21 protein-coding genes are annotated in these 18,628 nt (G+C 65.1%); 14 read left to right on the top strand and 7 right to left on the bottom strand.

Features of this window, described 5'->3' with window-relative positions:
• The first annotated feature begins 1 nt into the window (after window position 1).
• The 9 genes from AC1DDA_RS23705 to AC1DDA_RS23665 all read left to right on the top strand — a co-directional run bounded on the left by AC1DDA_RS23705 (window position 2) and on the right by AC1DDA_RS23665 (window position 7,845).
• A complete protein-coding gene (locus tag AC1DDA_RS23705; protein WP_476797632.1) occupies window positions 2-700 on the top strand; it encodes an LptA/OstA family protein in 699 nt (232 codons plus the stop codon).
• Window positions 701-756: 56 nt separating this feature from the next.
• The gene (gene lptB, locus AC1DDA_RS23700; RefSeq protein WP_441513711.1) at window positions 757-1,605 is read left to right on the top strand and encodes an LPS export ABC transporter ATP-binding protein; all 849 of its coding nucleotides are present in this window, start codon (window positions 757-759) and stop codon (window positions 1,603-1,605) included.
• Window positions 1,606-1,767: 162 nt separating this feature from the next.
• Window positions 1,768-3,300 carry an RNA polymerase factor sigma-54 gene (gene rpoN, locus AC1DDA_RS23695; protein ID WP_476797686.1) on the top strand — a complete coding sequence of 511 codons (1,533 nt, stop codon included), beginning with the start codon at window positions 1,768-1,770 and terminating at the stop codon, window positions 3,298-3,300.
• Window positions 3,301-3,430: 130 nt separating this feature from the next.
• Window positions 3,431-4,015 (top strand): ribosome hibernation-promoting factor, HPF/YfiA family, encoded by a 585-nt coding sequence (gene hpf / locus AC1DDA_RS23690; RefSeq protein ID WP_476797631.1) that lies wholly within the window; start codon window positions 3,431-3,433, stop codon window positions 4,013-4,015.
• An 84-nt stretch (window positions 4,016-4,099) separates the two neighbouring features.
• A complete protein-coding gene (ptsN, locus tag AC1DDA_RS23685; RefSeq protein ID WP_441513624.1) occupies window positions 4,100-4,567 on the top strand; it encodes a PTS IIA-like nitrogen regulatory protein PtsN in 468 nt (155 codons plus the stop codon).
• Between the two features lie 167 nt (window positions 4,568-4,734).
• Window positions 4,735-6,351, top strand: a complete 1,617-nt coding sequence (locus AC1DDA_RS23680; protein ID WP_476797630.1) for a fumarate hydratase — start codon at window positions 4,735-4,737, stop codon at window positions 6,349-6,351.
• Entirely contained in the window at window positions 6,348-6,674 is a 327-nt protein-coding gene (locus AC1DDA_RS23675; protein ID WP_476797629.1) for a hypothetical protein, read from the top strand. The genes AC1DDA_RS23680 and AC1DDA_RS23675 overlap by 4 nt, the downstream gene beginning before the upstream one ends.
• Window positions 6,675-6,709: 35 nt before the next feature.
• Window positions 6,710-7,366 carry an MBL fold metallo-hydrolase gene (locus tag AC1DDA_RS23670; RefSeq protein ID WP_476797628.1) on the top strand — a complete coding sequence of 219 codons (657 nt, stop codon included), beginning with the start codon at window positions 6,710-6,712 and terminating at the stop codon, window positions 7,364-7,366.
• Window positions 7,367-7,440: 74 nt separating this feature from the next.
• Window positions 7,441-7,845 (top strand): YgaP family membrane protein, encoded by a 405-nt coding sequence (locus AC1DDA_RS23665; RefSeq protein ID WP_476797627.1) that lies wholly within the window; start codon window positions 7,441-7,443, stop codon window positions 7,843-7,845.
• Here the strand turns inward: AC1DDA_RS23665 and AC1DDA_RS23660 are convergent.
• The 4 genes from AC1DDA_RS23660 to efp form a co-directional block, all read right to left on the bottom strand.
• Complete coding sequence (locus AC1DDA_RS23660) at window positions 7,809-8,288, bottom strand: hypothetical protein (protein ID WP_476797626.1); 480 nt, start codon at window positions 8,286-8,288, stop codon at window positions 7,809-7,811. The genes AC1DDA_RS23665 and AC1DDA_RS23660 overlap by 37 nt on opposite strands.
• Window positions 8,289-8,535: 247 nt before the next feature.
• On the bottom strand, window positions 8,536-9,051 hold the full coding sequence (locus AC1DDA_RS23655; RefSeq protein ID WP_476797625.1) for an N-acetyltransferase family protein: 516 nt from the start codon (window positions 9,049-9,051) through the stop codon (window positions 8,536-8,538).
• Between the two features lie 18 nt (window positions 9,052-9,069).
• Window positions 9,070-9,588: a DUF1993 domain-containing protein gene (locus AC1DDA_RS23650; protein WP_476797624.1), complete on the bottom strand. Its 519-nt coding sequence runs from the start codon at window positions 9,586-9,588 to the stop codon at window positions 9,070-9,072.
• A gap of 90 nt (window positions 9,589-9,678) precedes the next feature.
• Window positions 9,679-10,248: an elongation factor P gene (gene efp / locus AC1DDA_RS23645; protein WP_441513632.1), complete on the bottom strand. Its 570-nt coding sequence runs from the start codon at window positions 10,246-10,248 to the stop codon at window positions 9,679-9,681.
• A 116-nt stretch (window positions 10,249-10,364) separates the two neighbouring features.
• Here efp and epmA point away from each other — a divergent pair, with 116 nt between their 5' ends.
• Genes epmA through AC1DDA_RS23630 form a run of 3 tightly spaced genes read left to right on the top strand, consistent with a single transcriptional unit; the run spans window position 10,365 to window position 13,172 of the window.
• Complete coding sequence (gene epmA, locus AC1DDA_RS23640; protein ID WP_476797623.1) at window positions 10,365-11,429, top strand: EF-P lysine aminoacylase EpmA; 1,065 nt, start codon at window positions 10,365-10,367, stop codon at window positions 11,427-11,429.
• Window positions 11,426-12,490, top strand: a complete 1,065-nt coding sequence (locus AC1DDA_RS23635) for a lysine-2,3-aminomutase-like protein (RefSeq protein WP_476797622.1) — start codon at window positions 11,426-11,428, stop codon at window positions 12,488-12,490. Before epmA ends, AC1DDA_RS23635 begins: the two co-directional genes overlap by 4 nt.
• The gene (locus tag AC1DDA_RS23630; protein ID WP_476797621.1) at window positions 12,462-13,172 is read left to right on the top strand and encodes a DsbA family oxidoreductase; all 711 of its coding nucleotides are present in this window, start codon (window positions 12,462-12,464) and stop codon (window positions 13,170-13,172) included. Before AC1DDA_RS23635 ends, AC1DDA_RS23630 begins: the two co-directional genes overlap by 29 nt.
• A 25-nt stretch (window positions 13,173-13,197) precedes the next feature.
• Here AC1DDA_RS23630 and AC1DDA_RS23625 read toward each other — a convergent pair whose 3' ends face one another.
• Window positions 13,198-13,962 (bottom strand): TSUP family transporter, encoded by a 765-nt coding sequence (locus AC1DDA_RS23625; protein ID WP_476797620.1) that lies wholly within the window; start codon window positions 13,960-13,962, stop codon window positions 13,198-13,200.
• A 239-nt stretch (window positions 13,963-14,201) separates the two neighbouring features.
• On the opposite strand from AC1DDA_RS23625, the gene AC1DDA_RS23620 reads away from it, so the two are divergent.
• Window positions 14,202-14,678, top strand: coding sequence for a hypothetical protein (locus AC1DDA_RS23620; protein ID WP_476797619.1), 477 nt, complete (start codon window positions 14,202-14,204; stop codon window positions 14,676-14,678).
• A 288-nt stretch (window positions 14,679-14,966) separates the two neighbouring features.
• Here AC1DDA_RS23620 and AC1DDA_RS23615 read toward each other — a convergent pair whose 3' ends face one another.
• Entirely contained in the window at window positions 14,967-15,182 is a 216-nt protein-coding gene (locus tag AC1DDA_RS23615) for a hypothetical protein (protein ID WP_476797618.1), read from the bottom strand.
• A gap of 247 nt (window positions 15,183-15,429) precedes the next feature.
• On the opposite strand from AC1DDA_RS23615, the gene AC1DDA_RS23610 reads away from it, so the two are divergent.
• On the top strand, window positions 15,430-16,044 hold the full coding sequence (locus tag AC1DDA_RS23610; protein WP_476797617.1) for an LbetaH domain-containing protein: 615 nt from the start codon (window positions 15,430-15,432) through the stop codon (window positions 16,042-16,044).
• 151 nt (window positions 16,045-16,195) lie between these two features.
• Here AC1DDA_RS23610 and AC1DDA_RS23605 read toward each other — a convergent pair whose 3' ends face one another.
• The gene (locus tag AC1DDA_RS23605) at window positions 16,196-17,983 is read right to left on the bottom strand and encodes a peptide ABC transporter substrate-binding protein (RefSeq protein ID WP_476797616.1); all 1,788 of its coding nucleotides are present in this window, start codon (window positions 17,981-17,983) and stop codon (window positions 16,196-16,198) included.
• Window positions 17,984-18,628 lie beyond the last annotated feature (645 nt).

Here is an 18,628-nt window from a genome sequence, read left to right as displayed (position 1 = left end):
CATGAGCACGGCAAGCCACAGTTTCCGTTTCGCCAAGGGGTTCCGCGGCGCCGCTCTGCTGCTGGTGGCGGGCGTGGTTTTGGCCGCGGCTCCGCAAACGGCGTTTGCGCAGGCCGCGCAGGGCAAGGCGCGCGGCGGCAATGCCTCGTCCCCGCTGGGCGGTCTCGGCGGCGACAGCAAGGAGCCCATCAAGATCGATGCTGACAAGCTCGATGTGCTCGACAAGGAGAACAAGGCCGTCTTCACGGGCAATGTCGTCGCGGTCCAGGGCGAGACCACGGTGCGCTGCACCGTGATGACCGTGCTCTATGAGGGCCGCAATGGCGGGCAGGGCGGCGCCGGCGCTGCCAAGCCGGCAGCCGCGACTCCGGCCGCGCCGAACGGCAATGACAGCTCGATCAAGCGCATCCTCTGCAAGGGGCCGGTGACGGTCGTCTCCAAGACCCAGGCTGCGACCTCCGACAATGCCGAGTTCGACCGCGCCAACAACGTCGTGATCATGACGGGCAATGTCGCCTTGAATGACGGACCGAACATCACCCGCGGCGAGAAGCTGACCTACAATACGGTGACCGGCGTCGCGAATGTCGAGACCACCAAGGGCGGACGGGTCCAGGGCTTCTTCGTGCCGAACTCGGAAACGAACAAGCCGGACGCGACCAAGCCTGGCGCCAAGCCGGCTCCCAAGCCCACCAACTGAGCTCAACAAGCGACCGTGCCGCAGTGACCGTCTCCGAAGCGCCTCGCCCCGCCGCCATGCCCGCACGCACCCAGGCTCCGAGTCCGGGTGGAGTCTTCGGCCGCCTGCGTGGGCTTTTTGGCAGTGGAAGGCGCGCCGCAGGCGAGGGGGCGATGCGCTCGACGGCCGCCGAGATCGGCGGGCCGGGGATTCTCGCCGTCAGCAATCTGCGCAAGAGTTATGGCGGCCGCACCGTGGTGTCGGACGCCAGCCTCTATCTGCGTCAGGGGGAGGCGGTCGGCCTGCTCGGCCCGAACGGCGCCGGCAAGACCACGATCTTCTACATGATCACCGGTCTGGTCGGGGCCGATTTCGGTGTCATTTCGCTCGAGGGCAACGACATAACCGGGCTGCCCATGTACCAGCGCGCCCGGCTCGGCATCGGCTATCTGCCGCAGGAGGCCTCGATCTTCCGCGGGCTCTCCGTTGAGGACAACATCCGCGCCGTGCTCGAGGTGGTCGAGCCTGACCGCAAGGCGCGCGAGCGTCAGCTCGACCAGCTGCTCGAGGAATTTACCATTTCGCGGCTGAGGAAGGCGCCGTCGATCGCGCTCTCCGGCGGCGAGCGCCGCCGCTGCGAGATCGCCCGCGCGCTCGCCGGAAAGCCATCCTTCATCTTGCTCGACGAGCCCTTCGCGGGCATCGATCCGATCGCGGTGGGCGACATTCAGGCGCTGGTGCGTCAGCTGACCGACCGCGGCATCGGCGTGCTCATCACCGACCACAACGTCCGCGAGACGCTCGGCCTCGTCGACCGCGCCTACATCATCCATTCCGGCCGGGTTCTGACGGAAGGCTCGCCGGCCGAGATTATCGCCAATCCCGATGTCCGCCGTGTCTATCTCGGTGAGGATTTCCGCCTCTGATCGGCGGCGTCTGCCTCGATTTCCATCGGTTTGTTGCGGTGCATCAAATTTCCTGCCTGCAAACGAGGCATGGGCTTTGACGCGGCGCCGAGCAGGCGCTAGGGTCTTCTCACAAGCAAGAAGCGTGCCGTGTGGCGCGCGATCGAGAAGGGCCTTTCGCGCATGGCGATGATGCCGCGCATGGAGTTGCGTCAGGGCCAGTCCCTGGTGATGACGCCGCAGCTGCTGCAGGCGATCAAGCTCCTGCAGCTCTCGCATCTGGAACTCCAGAACTTCGTCGACGGCGAGCTTGAGCGGAACCCGCTGCTCGAGCGGAACGACGGCCCGGAAGTCCCGCTAGGCGGCGGTGCGGAGGCCGAGAGCCCGCACGCCGCCGATCCCGAGAGCTTTGCCCGCGCCGAAAGCCTGCATACCCAGGAGGGCATGGAAGGCCGGCTCGGCACCGGCCTCGACAATGTCTTTCAGAGCGAGCAGCCGAGCGCGGCGCGCAGCGATTCAGGCGGCGCCGACAGTCTTCCGGTCATCGGCGGAGCCTATGGCTCCCGCGGCGGCTCCTTCGAAGACGGGCCCGAAGGCTTCGAGAGCGGGCTGACGGCTGAAGCCTCGCTGCACGACCATCTCAGTGCCCAGCTCGACCTCGCCGTCACCGACCCGGCAGAGCGCATCATCGGCCGGCACCTCATCGATGCGGTGGATGACAGCGGCTATCTCGCCGAACCCGTTCCGGACATCGCCGAACGTCTCGGCATCGGTGTCGAGCGGGTGGAAACCGTGCTGCGTATCGTCCAGAGCTTCGATCCCTCGGGGGTCGCTGCACGCGACGTCGCCGAATGCCTCGCGATCCAGCTGCGCGACCGCGACCGCTTCGATCCGGCGATGCAGGCTCTGGTGGCGAACCTCCATCTCGTCGCCAAGCGCGATTTTGCCGCGCTGAAGCGCGTCTGCGGCGTCGATGATGAAGATGTCGCCGACATGGTCGCCGAGATCCGCCGGCTCGATCCCAAGCCCGGTCGGGCCTTCGGCGGCGGGGCGGCGGAGACGGTCGTTCCGGATGTCTTCATCCGCGCCGCGCCCGATGGCTCCTGGCTGATCGACCTCAACCCGGACACGTTGCCGCGCCTGCTCGTCAATCAGACCTATCATGCCCGTGTTTCCAGGGCGGCGCGCAACGACGAGGAGAAGGCCTTCATCGCCGAATGCCTGCAGACCGCGAACTGGCTGACGCGTTCGCTCGAGCAGCGGGCACGCACGATCCTGAAGGTCGCCAGCGAAATCGTGCGCCAGCAGGACGGCTTTTTCGCCTATGGCGTCGAGCATCTGCGCCCGCTCAACCTGAAGACGGTTGCCGATGCCATCGGCATGCACGAATCGACCGTCTCGCGCGTCACCTCGAACAAGTACCTGACCTGCTCGCGCGGTGTCTTCGAGATGAAGTACTTTTTCTCGGCGGCGATCGCGGCGACCGGCTATGGCGAGGCGCATTCGGCCGAGGCCGTGCGCTTCCGCATCAAGCAGATGATCGACGACGAAAGTCCGGGCGACGTGCTTTCCGACGATGCCATTGTCACCAGGCTCAAGGCCACCGGCATCGACATCGCCCGGCGCACCGTCGCGAAATATCGGGAATCGCTGCGCATTCCTTCCTCGATGGAGCGTCGGCGGGAGAAGGTTGCCATGGCGGCCGCAGGGCGTTGAGCAATTTGGTTCCAAAACGCTGGCGCATCGGCGCCATGCTTCCCTTGTCACATTGACATCCCGGACTCGCGGTTCTTAGCTCTGGGTGATGGCCAACCACTGGCCATGGCTAAACAAGGGGAAGCAGTCCATGAGCTTGCGAATCTCCGGCAAGAATCTCGATGTCGGCGAGGCCCTGCGCGGCCAGGCCGAAGAGCGGGTCGCTGCAGCCGTCAGCAAATATTACGAGGGCGGCTATCAGGGGCACGTCACGGTCGACAAGGACGGTACGGCCTTCCGCACCGACACCGTCATTCACCTCTCGTCGGGGATCACGCTGGAAGCCTCGGCCACCGCCCATGATGCCTATGCCAGCCTCGATAAGATGGCTGAGCGGATCGAGAAGCGGTTGCGACGCTACAAGCGCCGGCTGAAGGACCGTTCGACGGCCAACGGACGCGACGCCGGAATCGAAATCCCCAGCTATGTGATTGCGGCTCCGGATGACGATATCGAGGAGTTCGACGGTGTTTCCACCGGCGATCACCCGGTGACCGTGGCCGAAAGCACCAAATCGCTGCATGTTCTGACGGTCAGCGATGCGGTCGCGGAGCTCGACATGACTGGTTCGCCCGTCATCGTCTTCCGCCATGCTGGCAATGGCCGGATGAACATCGTATACCGCCGCCGCGACGGTAATATCGGCTGGATCGACCCGCCGGCATCGCTGTCCTGAGGCCGGCGGGCGACCGCCCCGGCCCTCGAACCTGACCCATGCCGACGGCGTTTCGGCCGGCATGGGACATGCATGGACGGGCGAATGACGCTGACCGATCTCCTGAGCCCCGCCGCGGTGATTTCGCCACTACGGGCCAATGGCAAGAAGCAGGCTCTGCAGGAGCTTGCCCAGCATGCCGCCGCCCTGACGGGCTTGCCCGACCGCGAGATCTTCGAGGCGCTGCTCCAGCGTGAACGGCTCGGCTCGACCGGCATCGGCGACGGCATCGCCATCCCCCATGGTCGCATGCCGGGCATTGACCGCCTGGTCGGCCTGTTCGCCCGCACCGAAAAGCCGATCGATTTCGACGCGCTCGACGGCCAGCCCGTCGACATCATCTTCGTGCTGATCGCGCCGGAGGGCGCTGGGGCCGACCATCTCAAGGCGCTGGCCCGCGTTGCGCGCGTGCTGCGCAACCAGTCGGTGCTTGAGCAGGTCCGCAAGATTCGTGACCCCGCGGCGATCTACGCCATCCTCGCCGAGTCGGCCACTCAGGCTGCCTGCGCTTAAACTCATTAAAGACTGCTTGGACGACGCCGGTCGACGGGCTATGACGCCGGCCATACGGCGCCGCGCGTCCGGCTGGAGACCGTTCTGATCCACAGCGAGCCTGTCGGTGGAGCAGTCTCTGTCCCAAATCGAGAGCGCAGCGCTTCATCGCTTCGGAGCCGCTGATCATGGCCTATACGCATGTCGATCTCTTCCCCCTCGGTGAGGACAAGACGCCTTATCGCAAGCTCGGAAGCGAAGGCGTTAGCGTCGAGAAGATCGGGGATCGCGAGGTCCTGAGCGTCTCCCGCGAGGCGATTCGCAAGCTCTCCGAACAGGCCTTCATCGACATCAATCATCTGCTGCGCCCGGGCCATCTCGCACAGCTCGCCAAGATCCTCGATGACCCCGAGGCGACCTCGAACGATAAATTCGTCGCCTATGACCTGCTGAAGAACGCCAATATCGCCGCCGGCGGCGTGCTGCCGATGTGCCAGGACACCGGCACCGCCATCATCATGGGCAAGAAGGGCCGCAAGGTCTGGACTGACGGCGACGACGAGTCGGCTCTGGGCGAGGGCGTCCATGACGCCTATCTCAAGCGCAACCTGCGCTATTCCCAGCTCGCGCCGCTCTCGATGTTCGAGGAGAAGAACACCGCCACCAACCTGCCGGCGCAGATCGACATCTACGCCGAGGGTGAGGACGCCTATAAGTTCCTCTTCGTCTGCAAGGGCGGCGGCTCGGCCAACAAGACCTTCCTCTATCAGGCGACGCCGTCGCTTCTCACCAAGGACCGCATGATGGCGTTCCTGAAAGAGAAGATCCTGACGCTCGGCACCGCGGCCTGCCCGCCCTACCACCTTGCCATCGTCATCGGCGGCACCTCGGCCGAGCAGAACCTGAAGACGGTGAAGCTGGCCTCGACCCGCTATCTCGACGCGCTGCCGACGGAGGGCTCGCCCTCGGGCCACGCCTTCCGCGATATCGAGATGGAGGAGGAGGTCCACAAGATGACGCAGGCGCTCGGCGTCGGCGCGCAGTTCGGCGGCAAGTATTTCTGCCACGACGTTCGCATCATCCGCCTGCCGCGTCACGGCGCCTCGCTGCCGATCGGGCTCGGCGTCTCCTGCTCGGCCGACCGTCAAGCCAAAGGCAAGATCACCAAGGACGGGATCTTCCTCGAGGCGCTGGAAGCCGATCCATCGAAGTATCTGCCGGATGTCGACGAGGCGAAGCTCGGCGGCGATGTCGTCAAGATCGATCTCAACCAGCCGATGAGCCAGATCCTGGCGACGCTGTCGAAGCATCCCGTCAAGACGCGCCTGTCGCTGACCGGCACCATTGTCGTCGCCCGCGACCTTGCCCATGCCAAGATCCGTGAGCGGCTTGAGCGCGGCGAGGGCATGCCGGATTATTTCAAGAACCATCCGGTCTATTACGCCGGCCCGGCCAAGACGCCCGAAGGCTTCGCCTCCGGCTCCTTCGGCCCGACCACGGCCGGCCGCATGGATTCCTTCGTCGACCAGTTCCAGTCCTTCGGCGGCTCCATGGTGATGCTGGCCAAGGGCAACAGGTCTGCAGCGGTTCGGGAGGCATGCAAAGCCCATGGCGGCTTCTATCTCGGCTCGATCGGCGGGCCGGCCGCACGCCTCGCGCAGGATTGCATTCGCAAGGTCGAAGTCCTGGAATATCCGGAACTCGGCATGGAAGCGGTCTGGCGCATCGAGGTCGAGGATTTCCCGGCCTTCATCGTCATCGACGACAAGGGCAACGACTTCTTCAAGGAGCTGAACCTCGGATGAGGCTCGCACTGACCGTTGCGACGACGCTGTTGCTGGCCGGCCCCGCGCTCGGCCAGCAGCCGCGCCCGGCGACCTGCTCGCGCGACCTCTTCCAGAACGAGGCCGGCTTCCGCTTGCAGCAAACCCGGCTCTCGGCCGCGGCTAGCGCCGATCAGGCGACTCAGTGCCGTACCTTTCGCGAGCATGTCGGCTACCTGCAGAAGGCGCGCTCGGTCTTCGCCGCCTGCCAGAGCGGTGCGGAGCGCGAACGCAATGTCGCGGAGATGGATTCCGAGCTGACGAACTACCGCGCGCTCATTGCCAATCGCTGCGGCGGGCGGTGAGGCTCTTTCATATTGCTCGAACCAAAGGCAATGGCATGACCGACCAGCCCGAAGCGCCGCTCCAGATCGCCGTCGTGCCGGTGACGCCGTTCCAGCAGAACTGCTCGATCCTCTGGGATCCCGAGACGAAGCAGGCGGCCATCGTCGATCCCGGCGGCGACGCGCCCCGTTTGCAGGAAGCCCTGAAGGAACTCGGCGTCACCCCGGTCGCGATCTGGCTGACGCACGGCCATCTCGACCATGCCGGCGGCGCCACCGAGCTCGCCGAGGCGCTCTCGCTGCCGATCATCGGACCGCATGAAGGCGACAAGTTCCTGCTCGACGGCTTGCCGGAGCAGGGCCTGCGCTTCGACATCCTCGACATGAAGGCGGTGAAGCCTACGCGCTGGCTGAAGGAAGGGGACGAAGTCTCGCTGGGAGGCCTGACCTTCTCGGTTCAGCACGTCCCCGGCCACACGCCCGGCCATGTCACCTTCTTCCAGAAGGATCTACGCTTCCTGCTGGCGGGCGATACCATATTCGCCGGTTCCGTGGGGCGGACCGATTTCCCCTATGGCGATCACGAGACGCTGATCTCGGGGATCAAGACGAAGCTGCTGCCGCTCGGCGACGACGTCCAGTTCCTGCCCGGCCATGGCCCGGCCAGCACGCTGGGCGAGGAACGGCGGAACAATCCGTTCCTGCTGGGTTAGCGTAAGTCTGGGAATGTGAGCCCTCATCCTTCGAGGAGCCGCCCCTGCTGGAACGGCTCCTCAGGACGAGCGGCATGCGAAGCGCCCGGGCCTGTGCGCTTGCCGCCCAACGGGCGGAGAGCGTCAGCCTCGACGGCGGCATCGTTGCCCTGCGGGCCGCTGGCTCGCCGGTCGTCGGCAACGCCGGCCCGCGCCTGTCGATCTTTCGGCAGGTTCAGCTGATCGTCGGAGCCATGGTCGCGCTTCTGGTCCTCGCCGGCTTTGCCGGTTTGACCGTGGCTTTTGCCATTGCCGGGATCACGGGGGCGATGCTGGCCTTTGCCGGTGCAACGGACTGGTGTGGCCTGGCCATGCTGCGCGCTGCCCTGGAACCGCGCGGCGCCATCCTCATGGCGGCGCAGCCGGTCGCTGCTGAAGCTGTCAGGCTCCGTGACGCGACACGTCACTGGCAGACCAGCACACGGCGGGAGACGACATAGCCCCACGGGTCGAAACTGCGCCGCCACACATAGTAGCAGTCATCGCCGTAATAGCTGTTGTAATAATAGGGCGCGCCTACGCCCAGCGCGAAAGCCGGACCGAAGAAGAAGCGGTTATTGTGGAACCGCCGGTCGTGGAAGAACACCGCCCGGTTGGCAAAGCCTGGCCGGACGAAGCCGGGCCCAACGAATGCCGGGCGGGCGAAACCGGGACGTGCGAATCCGCCGCCCCGGAAGCCGCCCATCGGGACGCCGCCGCCGCGGAAGGCCATGCCGCCGCCATGGAAGCCACCGCCGCCATGGAACGCCATGCCGCCGCCACCGAAGCCGCCACCCCCGAAGCGTGCCTCGGCGGGGGCCGACCATGCGATGACGCCCATCGAGATCGCTGCCGCGGCGAAAGCCGTGGCAACCATCTTATTGCTGCTGAAGGTTGAGATCATGACGAACCTCCCATCACATGAGCCTCGCCTTCCGCTCAATCTGCGCCTTTTGATATGAACATACAATGAACATTGATTGCGCTTCCGTTGGCCGGGCGCAAAGAAAATGCCCGCAACGCCAAGGCGTTACGGGCATTCGAAAAGCCAACGGCCATGTCCATAACGGGCGCGCGTACATCCGGCGTCACACGTTCGGCTCATGGCCGTCTTCAACGATGATGGAAGGCGGTGGAACGCCCTCGATACATCATCGTGACCCTGAAATGGGATGCGTGGTCGCCGATTGCAAGCCCTCGGTGGAAACAGATTTGCGCCATTCGTAAAGCGCGTCCGGCTCCCCTTCCTCGTTGCGCGTGCCGTCATTGAGGTCGACGAGACGGAAGTCGTGGCGCTCATAGAAGGCCCGAGCTGCCGTGTTCCGCTGGAAGGTGAACAGGCTGAGGCGGGCGGGGCTGCGCGCCCTGGCTCTGGCGAGCAGCAGCGAGCCGATGCCGCGCCTGAAATGCCCGGGCAGCAGATCGAGCTGGTCGAGTTCCTCGCCGTCGAGCGACATGAAGCCGAGGATGCGCCCGGCCTCGCGTGCGACCCAGGTCTCTCCGCGGGCGAGCCTGACGGACTCGATCCAGCCCCGCACCTCGTCGTCGCTGTGGCAGCGGCGCAGATAAGGCAGCGCTTCGGTGCGTGAGGCCAGATAAAGCGACGCGATCTCCCCGGCATCCCGGGGAGAGGCGCGTTCGATCGTGATCGCAGGCGCCGCGGCCATGCCCCGGCCCGTTCTCCCTCAGGCGTCGAAGACGCCGCGCAGGAAGTCCTGCTTGCCGATCTGGAAGCCGTTCTCGCGCAGGATGTCGTAAGCCGTCGTGGCGTGGAAATAGAAGTTCGGGATGGCGAAGCGGGTGAGATAGGCCTCGCCCGTCATTGTCATCGTCGCCGAGGGGCCGCGCGGGAAGGTAACCTCGCGGGAAAGCCCGGCGTCGAGGGCCGCGCCATCGGCGGCAGCGACGAAGGCGAGCGTCTTGGCGATGCGCTCCTTCAACTCGGGGAAGCTCTTCTCCTCGTCGGGGAAGCGCGGGTTCTCGCCGCCGGAAAGCCGCGCCACCGCATTCTTGGCGAAGTCGCAGCAGAGCTGGATCTGGCGGGTGAAGGCCAGCATGTCGGGCGCGAGACGCGCCGTCAGGAGCACTTCCGGTTGGATCTTGCGGGTCTCGGCCTGCTCCAGGGCCTTGTCGAGAATGGCGTCGAGCGCCTTGAGCGTCTGTACGAAGCCGGAAAGGGCGGCGGCCTGGACTGTGAGCGGCATGAGAAGAAACCTCGAAACGACAACGGGCCCGGAAAGGGCCCGCTGCGTTAGCTATAGAGGAGATTGCTCCGCGGCGCGTGCCTCGGCAGATCAATCTTTCGCGCGCTCGACATAGGAGCCGTCGGCCGTCATGACGACGATGCGGGTGCCGACGCCGACATGCGGCGGCACGGCGCTGCGCACGCCGTTCGACAGGATCGCCGGCTTGTAGGACGAAGAGGCGGTCTGGCCCTTCGTCACCGGCTCGGTCTCGGCGACCTCGAGCGTGACGCGCTGCGGCAGCTCGATCGCCACGGCCTTGTCCTCGAACACCGAGAGCGAGACCTTCATGTTTTCCTGAAGATAGGGGGCGGAGTCGCCGACGACGTCCTTGTCGACATGGATCTGGTCGAAGGTCTCCGGGTTCATGAAGACGTACTGCTCGCCGTCCTGATAGAGATAGGTGAAGTCGCGGTCCTCGACATAGGCGCGCTCGACCTGCTCGGTCGTCTTGTAGCGCTGCGTCATCTTCACGCCGTCGGCGATGCGGCGCATGTCGATCTGCGTCGTCGGCGTGCCCTTGCCGGGGAAGAAGCTCTCGGCCGAGATGACGGTGCAGAGATGCCCGTCGAGCTCGAGGACGTTGCCCTTGCGGACGGAGGAAGCGATGACCTTGACCACGTGAATGTCCTTACTGGTGCGCGGCGCGCCCGCGCGCTATGCGAATTCGATTGCCGCGCAACTACCGCATTCGCGCGCGAAACGAAAGCTTTCCGACGTATCCGGTGCGAGATTCGATGAGCTCCTCCCCGACGCCGTTCTGGCGGCCCGATGTCCATGCCGACCGCCGCCCGGCGCTTCTCGCCCGCGGGCGAATCAAGGCGGCGTTGCGGCGCTGGTTCGAGGCTGATGACTTCACCGAGGTCGAGGCGGCGATCCTGCAGCTCTCACCCGGCAATGAGACGCATCTGCACGGCTTTGCCACGACGCTGATCGACAACGCCGCCGTTCCGCACCCCTATTACTTGCACACGTCGCCGGAATTCGCGGCCAAGAAGCTGCTGGCGGCCGGTGAGACCCGCATCTTCGATTTCGCCCGCGTCTTCCGCAACCGCGAGCGTACGGCGCTGCACCACCCCGAATTCACCATGCTCGAATGGTATCGCGCCGGCGAGGACTATCAGGTGCTGATGCAGGATTGCGCGGCGCTGATGGCTGAGGCTGCCCGTGCCGCCGGCGCCACCATGCTGCGCTGGCGCGATGTCGAAGCCGACCCCTTCGCGGAGCCCGAGCGCGTGACATTGCAGGAGGCGTTCAAGCGCCATGCCGGGATCGACCTGCTGCGCACGGTCACTGCCGATCACGATGTCGATCGCGGCGGGCTTGCCGCCGATGCGATCGAGGCCGGCATCCGGGTCGCTCCAGATGACACCTGGTCGGATATTTTCAGCCGCGTGCTCTCCGAGCGCATCGAGCCGCATCTCGGCCGCGGCCGTGCCACGATCCTCTGCGAATACCCGATCAGCGAGGCCGCGCTCGCCCGGCCCAAGCCTGGCGATCCGCGCGTGGCCGAGCGCTTCGAGCTCTATGCCTGCGGCGTCGAACTCGCCAACGCCTTCGGCGAACTCACCGACCCGGCCGAGCAGCGCCGCCGTTTCGAGGCCGACATGGACGAGAAGGAGCGCATCTATGGCGAGCGCTATCCGATCGACGGCGATTTCCTGGAGGCGCTGGCGAGCATGCCGGCGGCGTCCGGCATCGCGCTCGGCTTCGACCGCCTCGTGATGCTCTGCGTGGGCGCGCGCCGGATCGAGGATGTGCTCTGGACGCCGGTCGCGGAAGCGGGCAGGGGAAGGGCATGACCGTTCACCAGCCCCCCGGCGGCCAGCCGCTGCGCAGCATCGACGCGCTCGTCGAAGCGGGGCTTGCCGCGCCCGCGCGCCGCGAGGCGCTGCAGAAGGTGGCGGAGCGCTATGCCGTCTCGGTGACATCAGCCGTCGCCGGGCTGATCGATCCCGCCGATCCGGCCGATCCGATCGCGCGCCAGTTCGTCCCCGATGCCGCCGAGCTGGTGACGCTCCCGCAGGAACTGGCCGATCCGATCGGCGACGACACCCATTCTCCGGTCGAGGGTGTGGTCCATCGCTATCCCGACCGCGCCTTGCTCAAGCTCGTCCATGCCTGCCCGGTCTATTGCCGCTTCTGCTTCCGCCGCGAGATGGTCGGCCCCGGCGGCGATGCGCTGACTGGCCAGAAGCTCGACGCCGCGCTCGCCTATCTCGCCTCCCGTCCCGAGATCTGGGAGGTGATCATGACGGGAGGCGACCCCTTCATCCTCTCCGCCCGCCGCGTCCGCGAGGTGGCCCGGCGCCTCGCCGCGATCTCGCATATCAAGGTCGCGCGCTGGCACACCCGTGTCCCGGTGGTCGATCCCGGCCGGATCACGCCGGACTATGCCCGGGCGCTGCGCATTCCCGGCAAGGCGAGCTATATCGCCATCCATGCCAACCATCCGCGCGAGTTCACCGACGACGCACGCGCGGCGATCGCGACGCTCGCCGATGCCGGCCATGTGCTGCTCAGCCAGTCCGTGCTGCTCAAGGGCGTCAATGCCGATGTCGGGACCCTCAGTGCCCTGATGCGGGCCTTCGTCGAGAACCGCATCAAGCCCTATTATCTGCACCATCCCGATCTCGCGCCCGGTACCTCGCATTTCCGCCTGACGCTGGAAGAGGGGCAGGCGCTGGTCAAAAGCCTGCGCGGACACCTTTCGGGGCTGTGCCAGCCGACCTATATCCTCGACATTCCCGGCGGCGCCGGCAAGATTCCGATCGGCCCCTCCTTCCTCTCCGGTTGCGAGACGCCGGGCGCGGAAGCGATCGCCGAAGACCGGCATGGCGGGCAGCATCTCTATCCCGCCTGATACGAAGGACATCGACATGCAGGACAAGCTGCCGCTCGTGATCGTTTCGGACATTGCCTGTCCGTGGTGCTTCATCGGCAAGACGCGGCTGGAGACGGCTCTGGAGCGCTACGGTCTCAATGAGCGCTTCGCCATCACCTGGCTGCCCTATGAGCTCAACCCGGACATGCCCGAGGAGGGCATGGACCGCACGCAGTATCTCGAGGCCAAGTTCGGTGCAGGCAAGCGCAAGGAAATCGAGCTGAAGCTGTCGGAAGCGGCGCTGGAGAGCGGCGTCACCTTCAACTGGGCGAAGGTGACAAAGAGCGTCAACACGCGCATGGCGCATATGCTGATCGCGGCCGCCTCGACGGTGCAGCGCGGCGGCGACATGACGACGGCTCTCTTCAAGGCCTATTGGCAGGACGGGCGCGACATCGGCGACACCGAGACGCTGGTCCAGATCGCAGTCGAGCAGGGTTTCGACGAACAGGCCGCCCGCGACGAACTCGCCAATGACGAGCTGCGCGAGACCGTGATCGGGCTGGAGGATCATGCCCGCAAGGTCGGCGTCAACGGCGTGCCGTTCTTCATCGTCGACGGCAAGCTCGCGATCTCGGGCGCGCAGCCGCCGGAGGTCTGGTCCCAGGCCTTCCAGCAGGTTCTGGCAGCCCATCAGCAGCCGGAGATGCCGCAGTTCTGAGCGCGGGCGATCTCGGCGCGCGCGGTCAGGCGCTGATCAGATGGATTACGGCGGGCGCCGCGAGCGCGACGCCCGACAGGAACAGCAGGACGAAGACGATCCGCCGCAGCGCCATCGGGGAGATGGCCGGCGGGCGTCGCCGAGCGAGATGCGTCGCCGCCATGACGACGGGTACCGCCAGCAGCCCCGAAAGCACCGATGCGGACGGAATTTGGCCTGATGCGGCCACCAGCCCGGTGCGGCAGAGCGCATTGAGCGCGAAGACCGTCACCAGCGTTTCCCGGATCGTCACCAGCGTCATCGGCTGCCGGTAGAAATGGTAGACCAGTGGCGGCCCGGAGGTGGAGAACATCCCGCCCATCAGCCCGGCGACGCTGCCGAAGAAGAGGAAGCTCGGCGCGCCGGAACGCTGCGCGCGAGGCTGCGGCTTGCGCGCGAGCTGCAGGCTGGAGACGATGATGACGAAGCCGAGCGCCAGCCGCAGCAGGTCGGCCTGGCTGTCGGCGAGCCATTCCAGCAGCCAATAGCCGATGAACAGCGCCGGCAGGCTCGCCGCCATCACCAGCCGGAATTCGCGCCAGGCAACGTCGCGCCAGCCCTTCAGCAGCATCTGCGTCGCGTTGACCAGGGTCAGCAGGCTGACGAGCATCGCCGCATCGGGCAACGAGATCAGCCCGGACAGCCCGACGCCCCCCATGGTGATCAGGCCGAAGGCGAAGCCGGTCAGCGTCTGGGCATAGGCGGCGACGCCTGTCAGTAGGAGGAAGCCGATCAGCGCGGCCACAGACATCGTCGGTCGTCTCCGAAGAATTGAGCGCGAGCCGTAGAACATCGGCGCAGCCGCCGGAATCCATTTTCCGGCAAAGCTGATGTGCGTTGACGTGTCATGGGTCTGTCGCGCTCGAATTGCGATCGGGCCACGCCTGCGAAGGTTCTGCTCTCTGCGAATGCGGCCAAAGGTTGACTCGTCCGGGGCAGAGCGGGCACCATCGGCCCGCTCGCGATCAATCCACAGCAGGAGCGGCGAAGATGCTGTCGATTCCGAACCGCGCAGCCGTATGCTTTTTCGGCTTTGCGCTTTCCGGCTGCATGCAGTCGATGCCGACCGCCGAGACGATCACTCGGCCGACTATGGAAGCCTTCACGCGGCTGAGTTCGTGGACGCCCTGGCGCGCGTCTCCCGAGCAGCCCCCGCCGGTGGTTGTTGCGGCGCAGAATCCGCCTCCGGTCATCGAGCCGATAGAGGAGCCGCCAGCGCCTCCGCTGCGGCCGGCAATCGGGCCGCAGCAGTCCAAGCCCGTGGTCCACCGCACGCCGCAACTGGCCTCATCGCGAACCCGGCCTGTGACCCCGGCGCCGGCCCCCGCCATCATCCCGGCCGCTGCTGTGACGCCGGTGACAACGCCTGCACAATCGGGATCCCCGCTGCTGCCCGCCAGAGTGAGCTGTCAGACCGCGAGCCAGCCCGGGGAGCGTGTGCGGATGGAATGCACGCCGGTCGAGTGACGGGCTGCTCGGGATTCGAGCCTCGATCGGCCTGAAGTGTGGCCTCCGATCGGCGCATGGGCGAGGGACGGGCAATTCCTCCCCAACGACGCAGTCGTTCGATAAGGAACAACCGGCGCGGTCCGGGCTTCCTAGGACATGCCTGCTCGCAAGAAACCGCCGCTGGATTTTTGGCTTTGGCTCGCGGTCATCGGGCTGGTCGCTCTTGTGGGTGCGGTATCCCTGCACTTTCCAGCGCGCATAGCGCAGCCGCTCCCGACGACGGCCGGGCAAGGGTGGCGGTGATGATCAGGCCGATTGGCGATATCGCTCGACCGCCCGCCGTTTCAAATCGTCCTCGTCTTCCGCGACCGCCACGAGGGCCGCGACGATATACGCCAGTCTTGTCCGCTCTCGCTCGTCAAACACGTCGACATCCGCCGGTTTGACGTCCTGCCACGCAGCTTCCAGCGCTGCCTGCGCCCGAGCGAGGTCGACAGGGTCGTTCAGCGATGAGAATGGCACGCTCCTGCTCCCCCCAAGTCCTCCATGCCAACAGATTTAGGAGCCGGATCGCGGTCCGCAAGAAAGAAAAAGGGCCGATGGTCGCTTCGCGAAATGTTTGATCCACCATCGTCGGACCCAACCATGGAGGGGCCAACGCGCCGACTTCGGAGAGAAGCCAGAGACCCGGCGGGACTCAGCTCACGAGCCATCGCAGATACCTGTGCTAAGCCTCCTGAACGGTCGTGCCAGGGACGGAGAGACGGCGGTGAACATTCTCGACGCGCATATTGCCCTATGGCGAAGCTCTCCCTTCGCCTCGTTTTCCAGCGAGGAAGCATGGGGCATCACCCGCAGGTCGGAGGAAATTGTTCGAGGACTGCTGGACGGACTCGATACGAACTATGTTCGTGACGGGCAGGTTGCCGTGCATAAGACTGCGGTCGTGGAGAGTGGAGCGCTATTGAAAGGTCCGTTGATCATTGGACCTAAGTGCTTTGTTGCTGCCGGAAGTTTGCTCCGCGGCGGCTGCTGGATTGATCAAGACTGCGTAATCGGTCCTGGAGCCGAATTAAAGTCGACCATTATGTTCAGAGGCTCGAAACTCGCTCATTTCAACTTCGTTGGGGACAGTGTCCTCGGGCAGGCCGTCAATTTGGAAGCGGGCTCAATCGTCGCCAACTACCGCAATGAGTTTGACCCATCCAACATCCGCTTTTTGTATCAGGACAAGGTGATTGAGACCGGCACTCTTAAGTTCGGAGCGCTCGTTGGCGATAAGACCCGTGTTGGAGCGAATGCTGTGATTGCCCCCGGCGCTATCCTTTCTCCCGCAACCATCGTGAAACGTCTCGCCCTCATCGACCAAAGCCCCGGCTTGTGACGTCGGCCTTCTATTTTTTAGGGCATTCACCGCATCGGGCGTCTCGACTCCTGCCACCCAATAGAAAGCCCCGCCGGCATGCGCCGGCGGGGCATCGATTTATCGGCAGGCCTTCACGGAGACTATCTCTCCGCGAGCGGCTGCTGAGCTCTTAGCTGCGATACCAGGCCGCGAGGTTCCAGGTATCGACGTCCCAGCCGGAATGGTCGTGGGAGAGGTTGTTCGCCGCGGCGACGACCTTCTTGCGCGACAGGATCGGCAGGATGACGTTGGCCTCGCAGAAGATCTCGTTGACCTTGATCAGCAGCGCGGCGCGCTTGGCCGGATCGAGCTCCTTCTGCGCGGCCTTGTAGGCCTCGTCGGCAGCCGGATCGGTATAGCGCGAGACGTTGCGGCCCAGCCACTTGTTCTCCTTGTTGGCGACTTCCCAGGAAACGAACTGGTTGAGGAAGCGCTCCGGATCAGGCTGCGGCTGCGTCGTCGTATACATCTCCATGTCGACATAGAGCTTGGTGTAGGTGTCGGGGTTGGCAACGTCCGACGAGAAGAACACCGACGCCGTGACCGACTTGAGCTCGAGGTCGATGCCGGCGCGCTGGCAGGCCTGCTTGATGATGGCCTGGACCTTTTGGCGCGGGGCGTTGATCGAAGTCTGGTAGACGTATTTGAGCTTCTTGCCGTCCTTTTCGCGGATGCCGTCCGAGCCCTTCTTCCAGCCGGCCTCGTCGAGGATCTTGTTGGCCTTCTCGATGTTGAACTCGTATTTCAGCTTCTGCGACTTGAACTGCTTGGGCTCGTTGACGAAGCTCGCCGTCGCGCTGCCGGCGCGGCCATAGATGAACTTCTGGATCGAGTCGCGGTCGATCAGGAGATTGATCGCCTGGCGCACGGCCGGGTCCGACAGGGTCGGGTGCTTGGTCTTGACGCTCGAGCGCTCGCCGTCGACCTCGGTCCACGGATCGGTCGTGTTGAGGGTGATGAACTCGATGTCGCCGGCAGCCGCTGCGCTGATCTTGCCGCGTCCGCCGGTCTCCATGCGCTTGAGGACCTCGTCCTCGACCAGCGTGTCCCAGGCATAGTCGTATTCGCCGGTCTGCAGCACTGCGCGCGCCGCCGAGACCGCGTCACCGCCGCCCTTGATCTCGAACGTGTCGAAATGCGGCTGGTTCTTGACGTGGTAGTCGGTGTTGATGGTCCCGGTCAGGATGTCGCCCGGCTTGAAGTCAGCGAACTTGTAGGGGCCGGTGCCGACCGGCTTCAGGTTCGCCGGTGCCTCACGCGACTTCGCGCCCTTATAGTCGCCGAAATGATGCTTCGGGATGATCATGCCGGCGACGCCGACGAAAGGATCGGCCCAGAACGGCGTCGGCTTGGCGAAGATCACCTTGACGGTGAGATCGTCGACCTTCTCGACCTTGATGTTGGTGTAGGCGCCGGTGGTGTAGGCCGCGGTCGCCGGGTCGGCGGCATATTCCCAGGTGAAGACGACGTCGTCGGCGGTGAGCGGCTTGCCGTCATGCCACTTCACGCCCGGCTTCAGCTTCCAGGTGACGGTCGTGCCGTCCTCCGAGAGGCCGCCATTGGCGCGGGTCGGCACTTCCGCCGCGAGCTGCGGGGTGAGGTTGCCTTCCTTGTCCCAGCCGGCGAGCGGCTCGTAGAAGACGCGCGAGGCGATCTGGTCCTTGGTGCCGGAGGCGAAATGCGGGTTGAGCAGGGTCGGGGCCTGCCAGAGCAGCATCTTCAGCGGGCCGCCGCCACCGGCCTTGGTCGGCTTGTATTCGAGCGTGGCATTCGCCATCGCCACATCGTTCCATGCCAGGATCTGGCTCGCGATCGGGGCGGCGATGCCCAGCGCAGCCATCCGCTGCATGAAGGAACGCCGCGACAGCCGGCCCTCTTTCAGATTATCGACCATTCCCTGGATATATTGACTGCTCATAACTGACCTTCGCATTGCGCCGGCTAGATATCGACCAGAAGTAGATCAGTATCAGCCTTGTTTTTACTGCAACCAAGGCACGGTAATCCCTTGGTTGCGACTCACCTCGTAGGGCGCGTCACCTTAAGCCCACCTTAAGGCGTTTTGATGGGATGGTAGGGTTGTTTACGGCGCATGGCGGGCATCCGCTTTCTCGCGGGTGCCATACCCCGATGCGGCGAAGCTCGGGCTCCGGGATGTCATTGGCGACGGAGGGACATAATCTGACGGAGAGGCAGGGCGCCAGTACCGGCAGTGGGTCGGAAATCTCGGTTCCGGCACACCGGCGGAGGGCCGCTCAGCCCTCCGCTTTTGTCATGGAAGCTTAGCTCCAGAAGCCTTCTTGATAGCTGCGAGGCGAGAACTCCTTGTCGTCCCGCTGTTCCTCGCGATCATCCCGATGCTCGCTTTGTGTCTCGCATGCGCAGTCGGAATCGTGCCGTTCCAGCATCAGATCTCTCCTTTCAGTTTGTGAGGGAGGGTGCCTTGGGCTTCACGAATATGGGCATTTATGTTGCAGCGCACAAGGCGCGAGTGACATGGGTGGGTTGCCAACAATGTTGGAACAATCCAGCTAGGACTACGTTGGTGCGGTTCGCCGCAACG

The sequence above is a fragment of the Allobosea sp. 10N428 genome, assembly GCF_056394545.1.
Note: the sequence above shows the minus strand (reverse complement) of the source record. Positions and strands in the feature narration are given on the sequence as shown.

Excerpts from the sequence above, each read along its gene's own strand:
- epmA (WP_476797623.1), top strand. The coding sequence starts at position 10,365 with ATGAGCTCCTCCCCGACGCCGTTCTGGCGGCCCGATGTCCATGCCGAC.
- lptB (WP_441513711.1), top strand. The coding sequence starts at position 757 with ATGCCCGCACGCACCCAGGCTCCGAGTCCGGGTGGAGTCTTCGGCCGC.
- AC1DDA_RS23680 (WP_476797630.1), top strand. The coding sequence starts at position 4,735 with ATGGCCTATACGCATGTCGATCTCTTCCCCCTCGGTGAGGACAAGACG.
- hpf (WP_476797631.1), top strand. The coding sequence starts at position 3,431 with ATGAGCTTGCGAATCTCCGGCAAGAATCTCGATGTCGGCGAGGCCCTG.
- AC1DDA_RS23660 (WP_476797626.1), bottom strand. The coding sequence starts at position 8,288 with ATGATCTCAACCTTCAGCAGCAATAAGATGGTTGCCACGGCTTTCGCC.
- AC1DDA_RS23620 (WP_476797619.1), top strand. The coding sequence starts at position 14,202 with ATGCTGTCGATTCCGAACCGCGCAGCCGTATGCTTTTTCGGCTTTGCG.
- AC1DDA_RS23605 (WP_476797616.1), bottom strand. The coding sequence starts at position 17,983 with ATGAGCAGTCAATATATCCAGGGAATGGTCGATAATCTGAAAGAGGGC.
- rpoN (WP_476797686.1), top strand. The coding sequence starts at position 1,768 with ATGGCGATGATGCCGCGCATGGAGTTGCGTCAGGGCCAGTCCCTGGTG.
- AC1DDA_RS23655 (WP_476797625.1), bottom strand. The coding sequence starts at position 9,051 with ATGGCCGCGGCGCCTGCGATCACGATCGAACGCGCCTCTCCCCGGGAT.
- AC1DDA_RS23625 (WP_476797620.1), bottom strand. The coding sequence starts at position 13,962 with ATGTCTGTGGCCGCGCTGATCGGCTTCCTCCTACTGACAGGCGTCGCC.
- AC1DDA_RS23665 (WP_476797627.1), top strand. The coding sequence starts at position 7,441 with ATGCGAAGCGCCCGGGCCTGTGCGCTTGCCGCCCAACGGGCGGAGAGC.
- AC1DDA_RS23635 (WP_476797622.1), top strand. The coding sequence starts at position 11,426 with ATGACCGTTCACCAGCCCCCCGGCGGCCAGCCGCTGCGCAGCATCGAC.
- AC1DDA_RS23650 (WP_476797624.1), bottom strand. The coding sequence starts at position 9,588 with ATGCCGCTCACAGTCCAGGCCGCCGCCCTTTCCGGCTTCGTACAGACG.
- AC1DDA_RS23630 (WP_476797621.1), top strand. The coding sequence starts at position 12,462 with ATGGCGGGCAGCATCTCTATCCCGCCTGATACGAAGGACATCGACATG.
- AC1DDA_RS23670 (WP_476797628.1), top strand. The coding sequence starts at position 6,710 with ATGACCGACCAGCCCGAAGCGCCGCTCCAGATCGCCGTCGTGCCGGTG.
- ptsN (WP_441513624.1), top strand. The coding sequence starts at position 4,100 with ATGACGCTGACCGATCTCCTGAGCCCCGCCGCGGTGATTTCGCCACTA.
- AC1DDA_RS23705 (WP_476797632.1), top strand. The coding sequence starts at position 2 with ATGAGCACGGCAAGCCACAGTTTCCGTTTCGCCAAGGGGTTCCGCGGC.
- AC1DDA_RS23675 (WP_476797629.1), top strand. The coding sequence starts at position 6,348 with ATGAGGCTCGCACTGACCGTTGCGACGACGCTGTTGCTGGCCGGCCCC.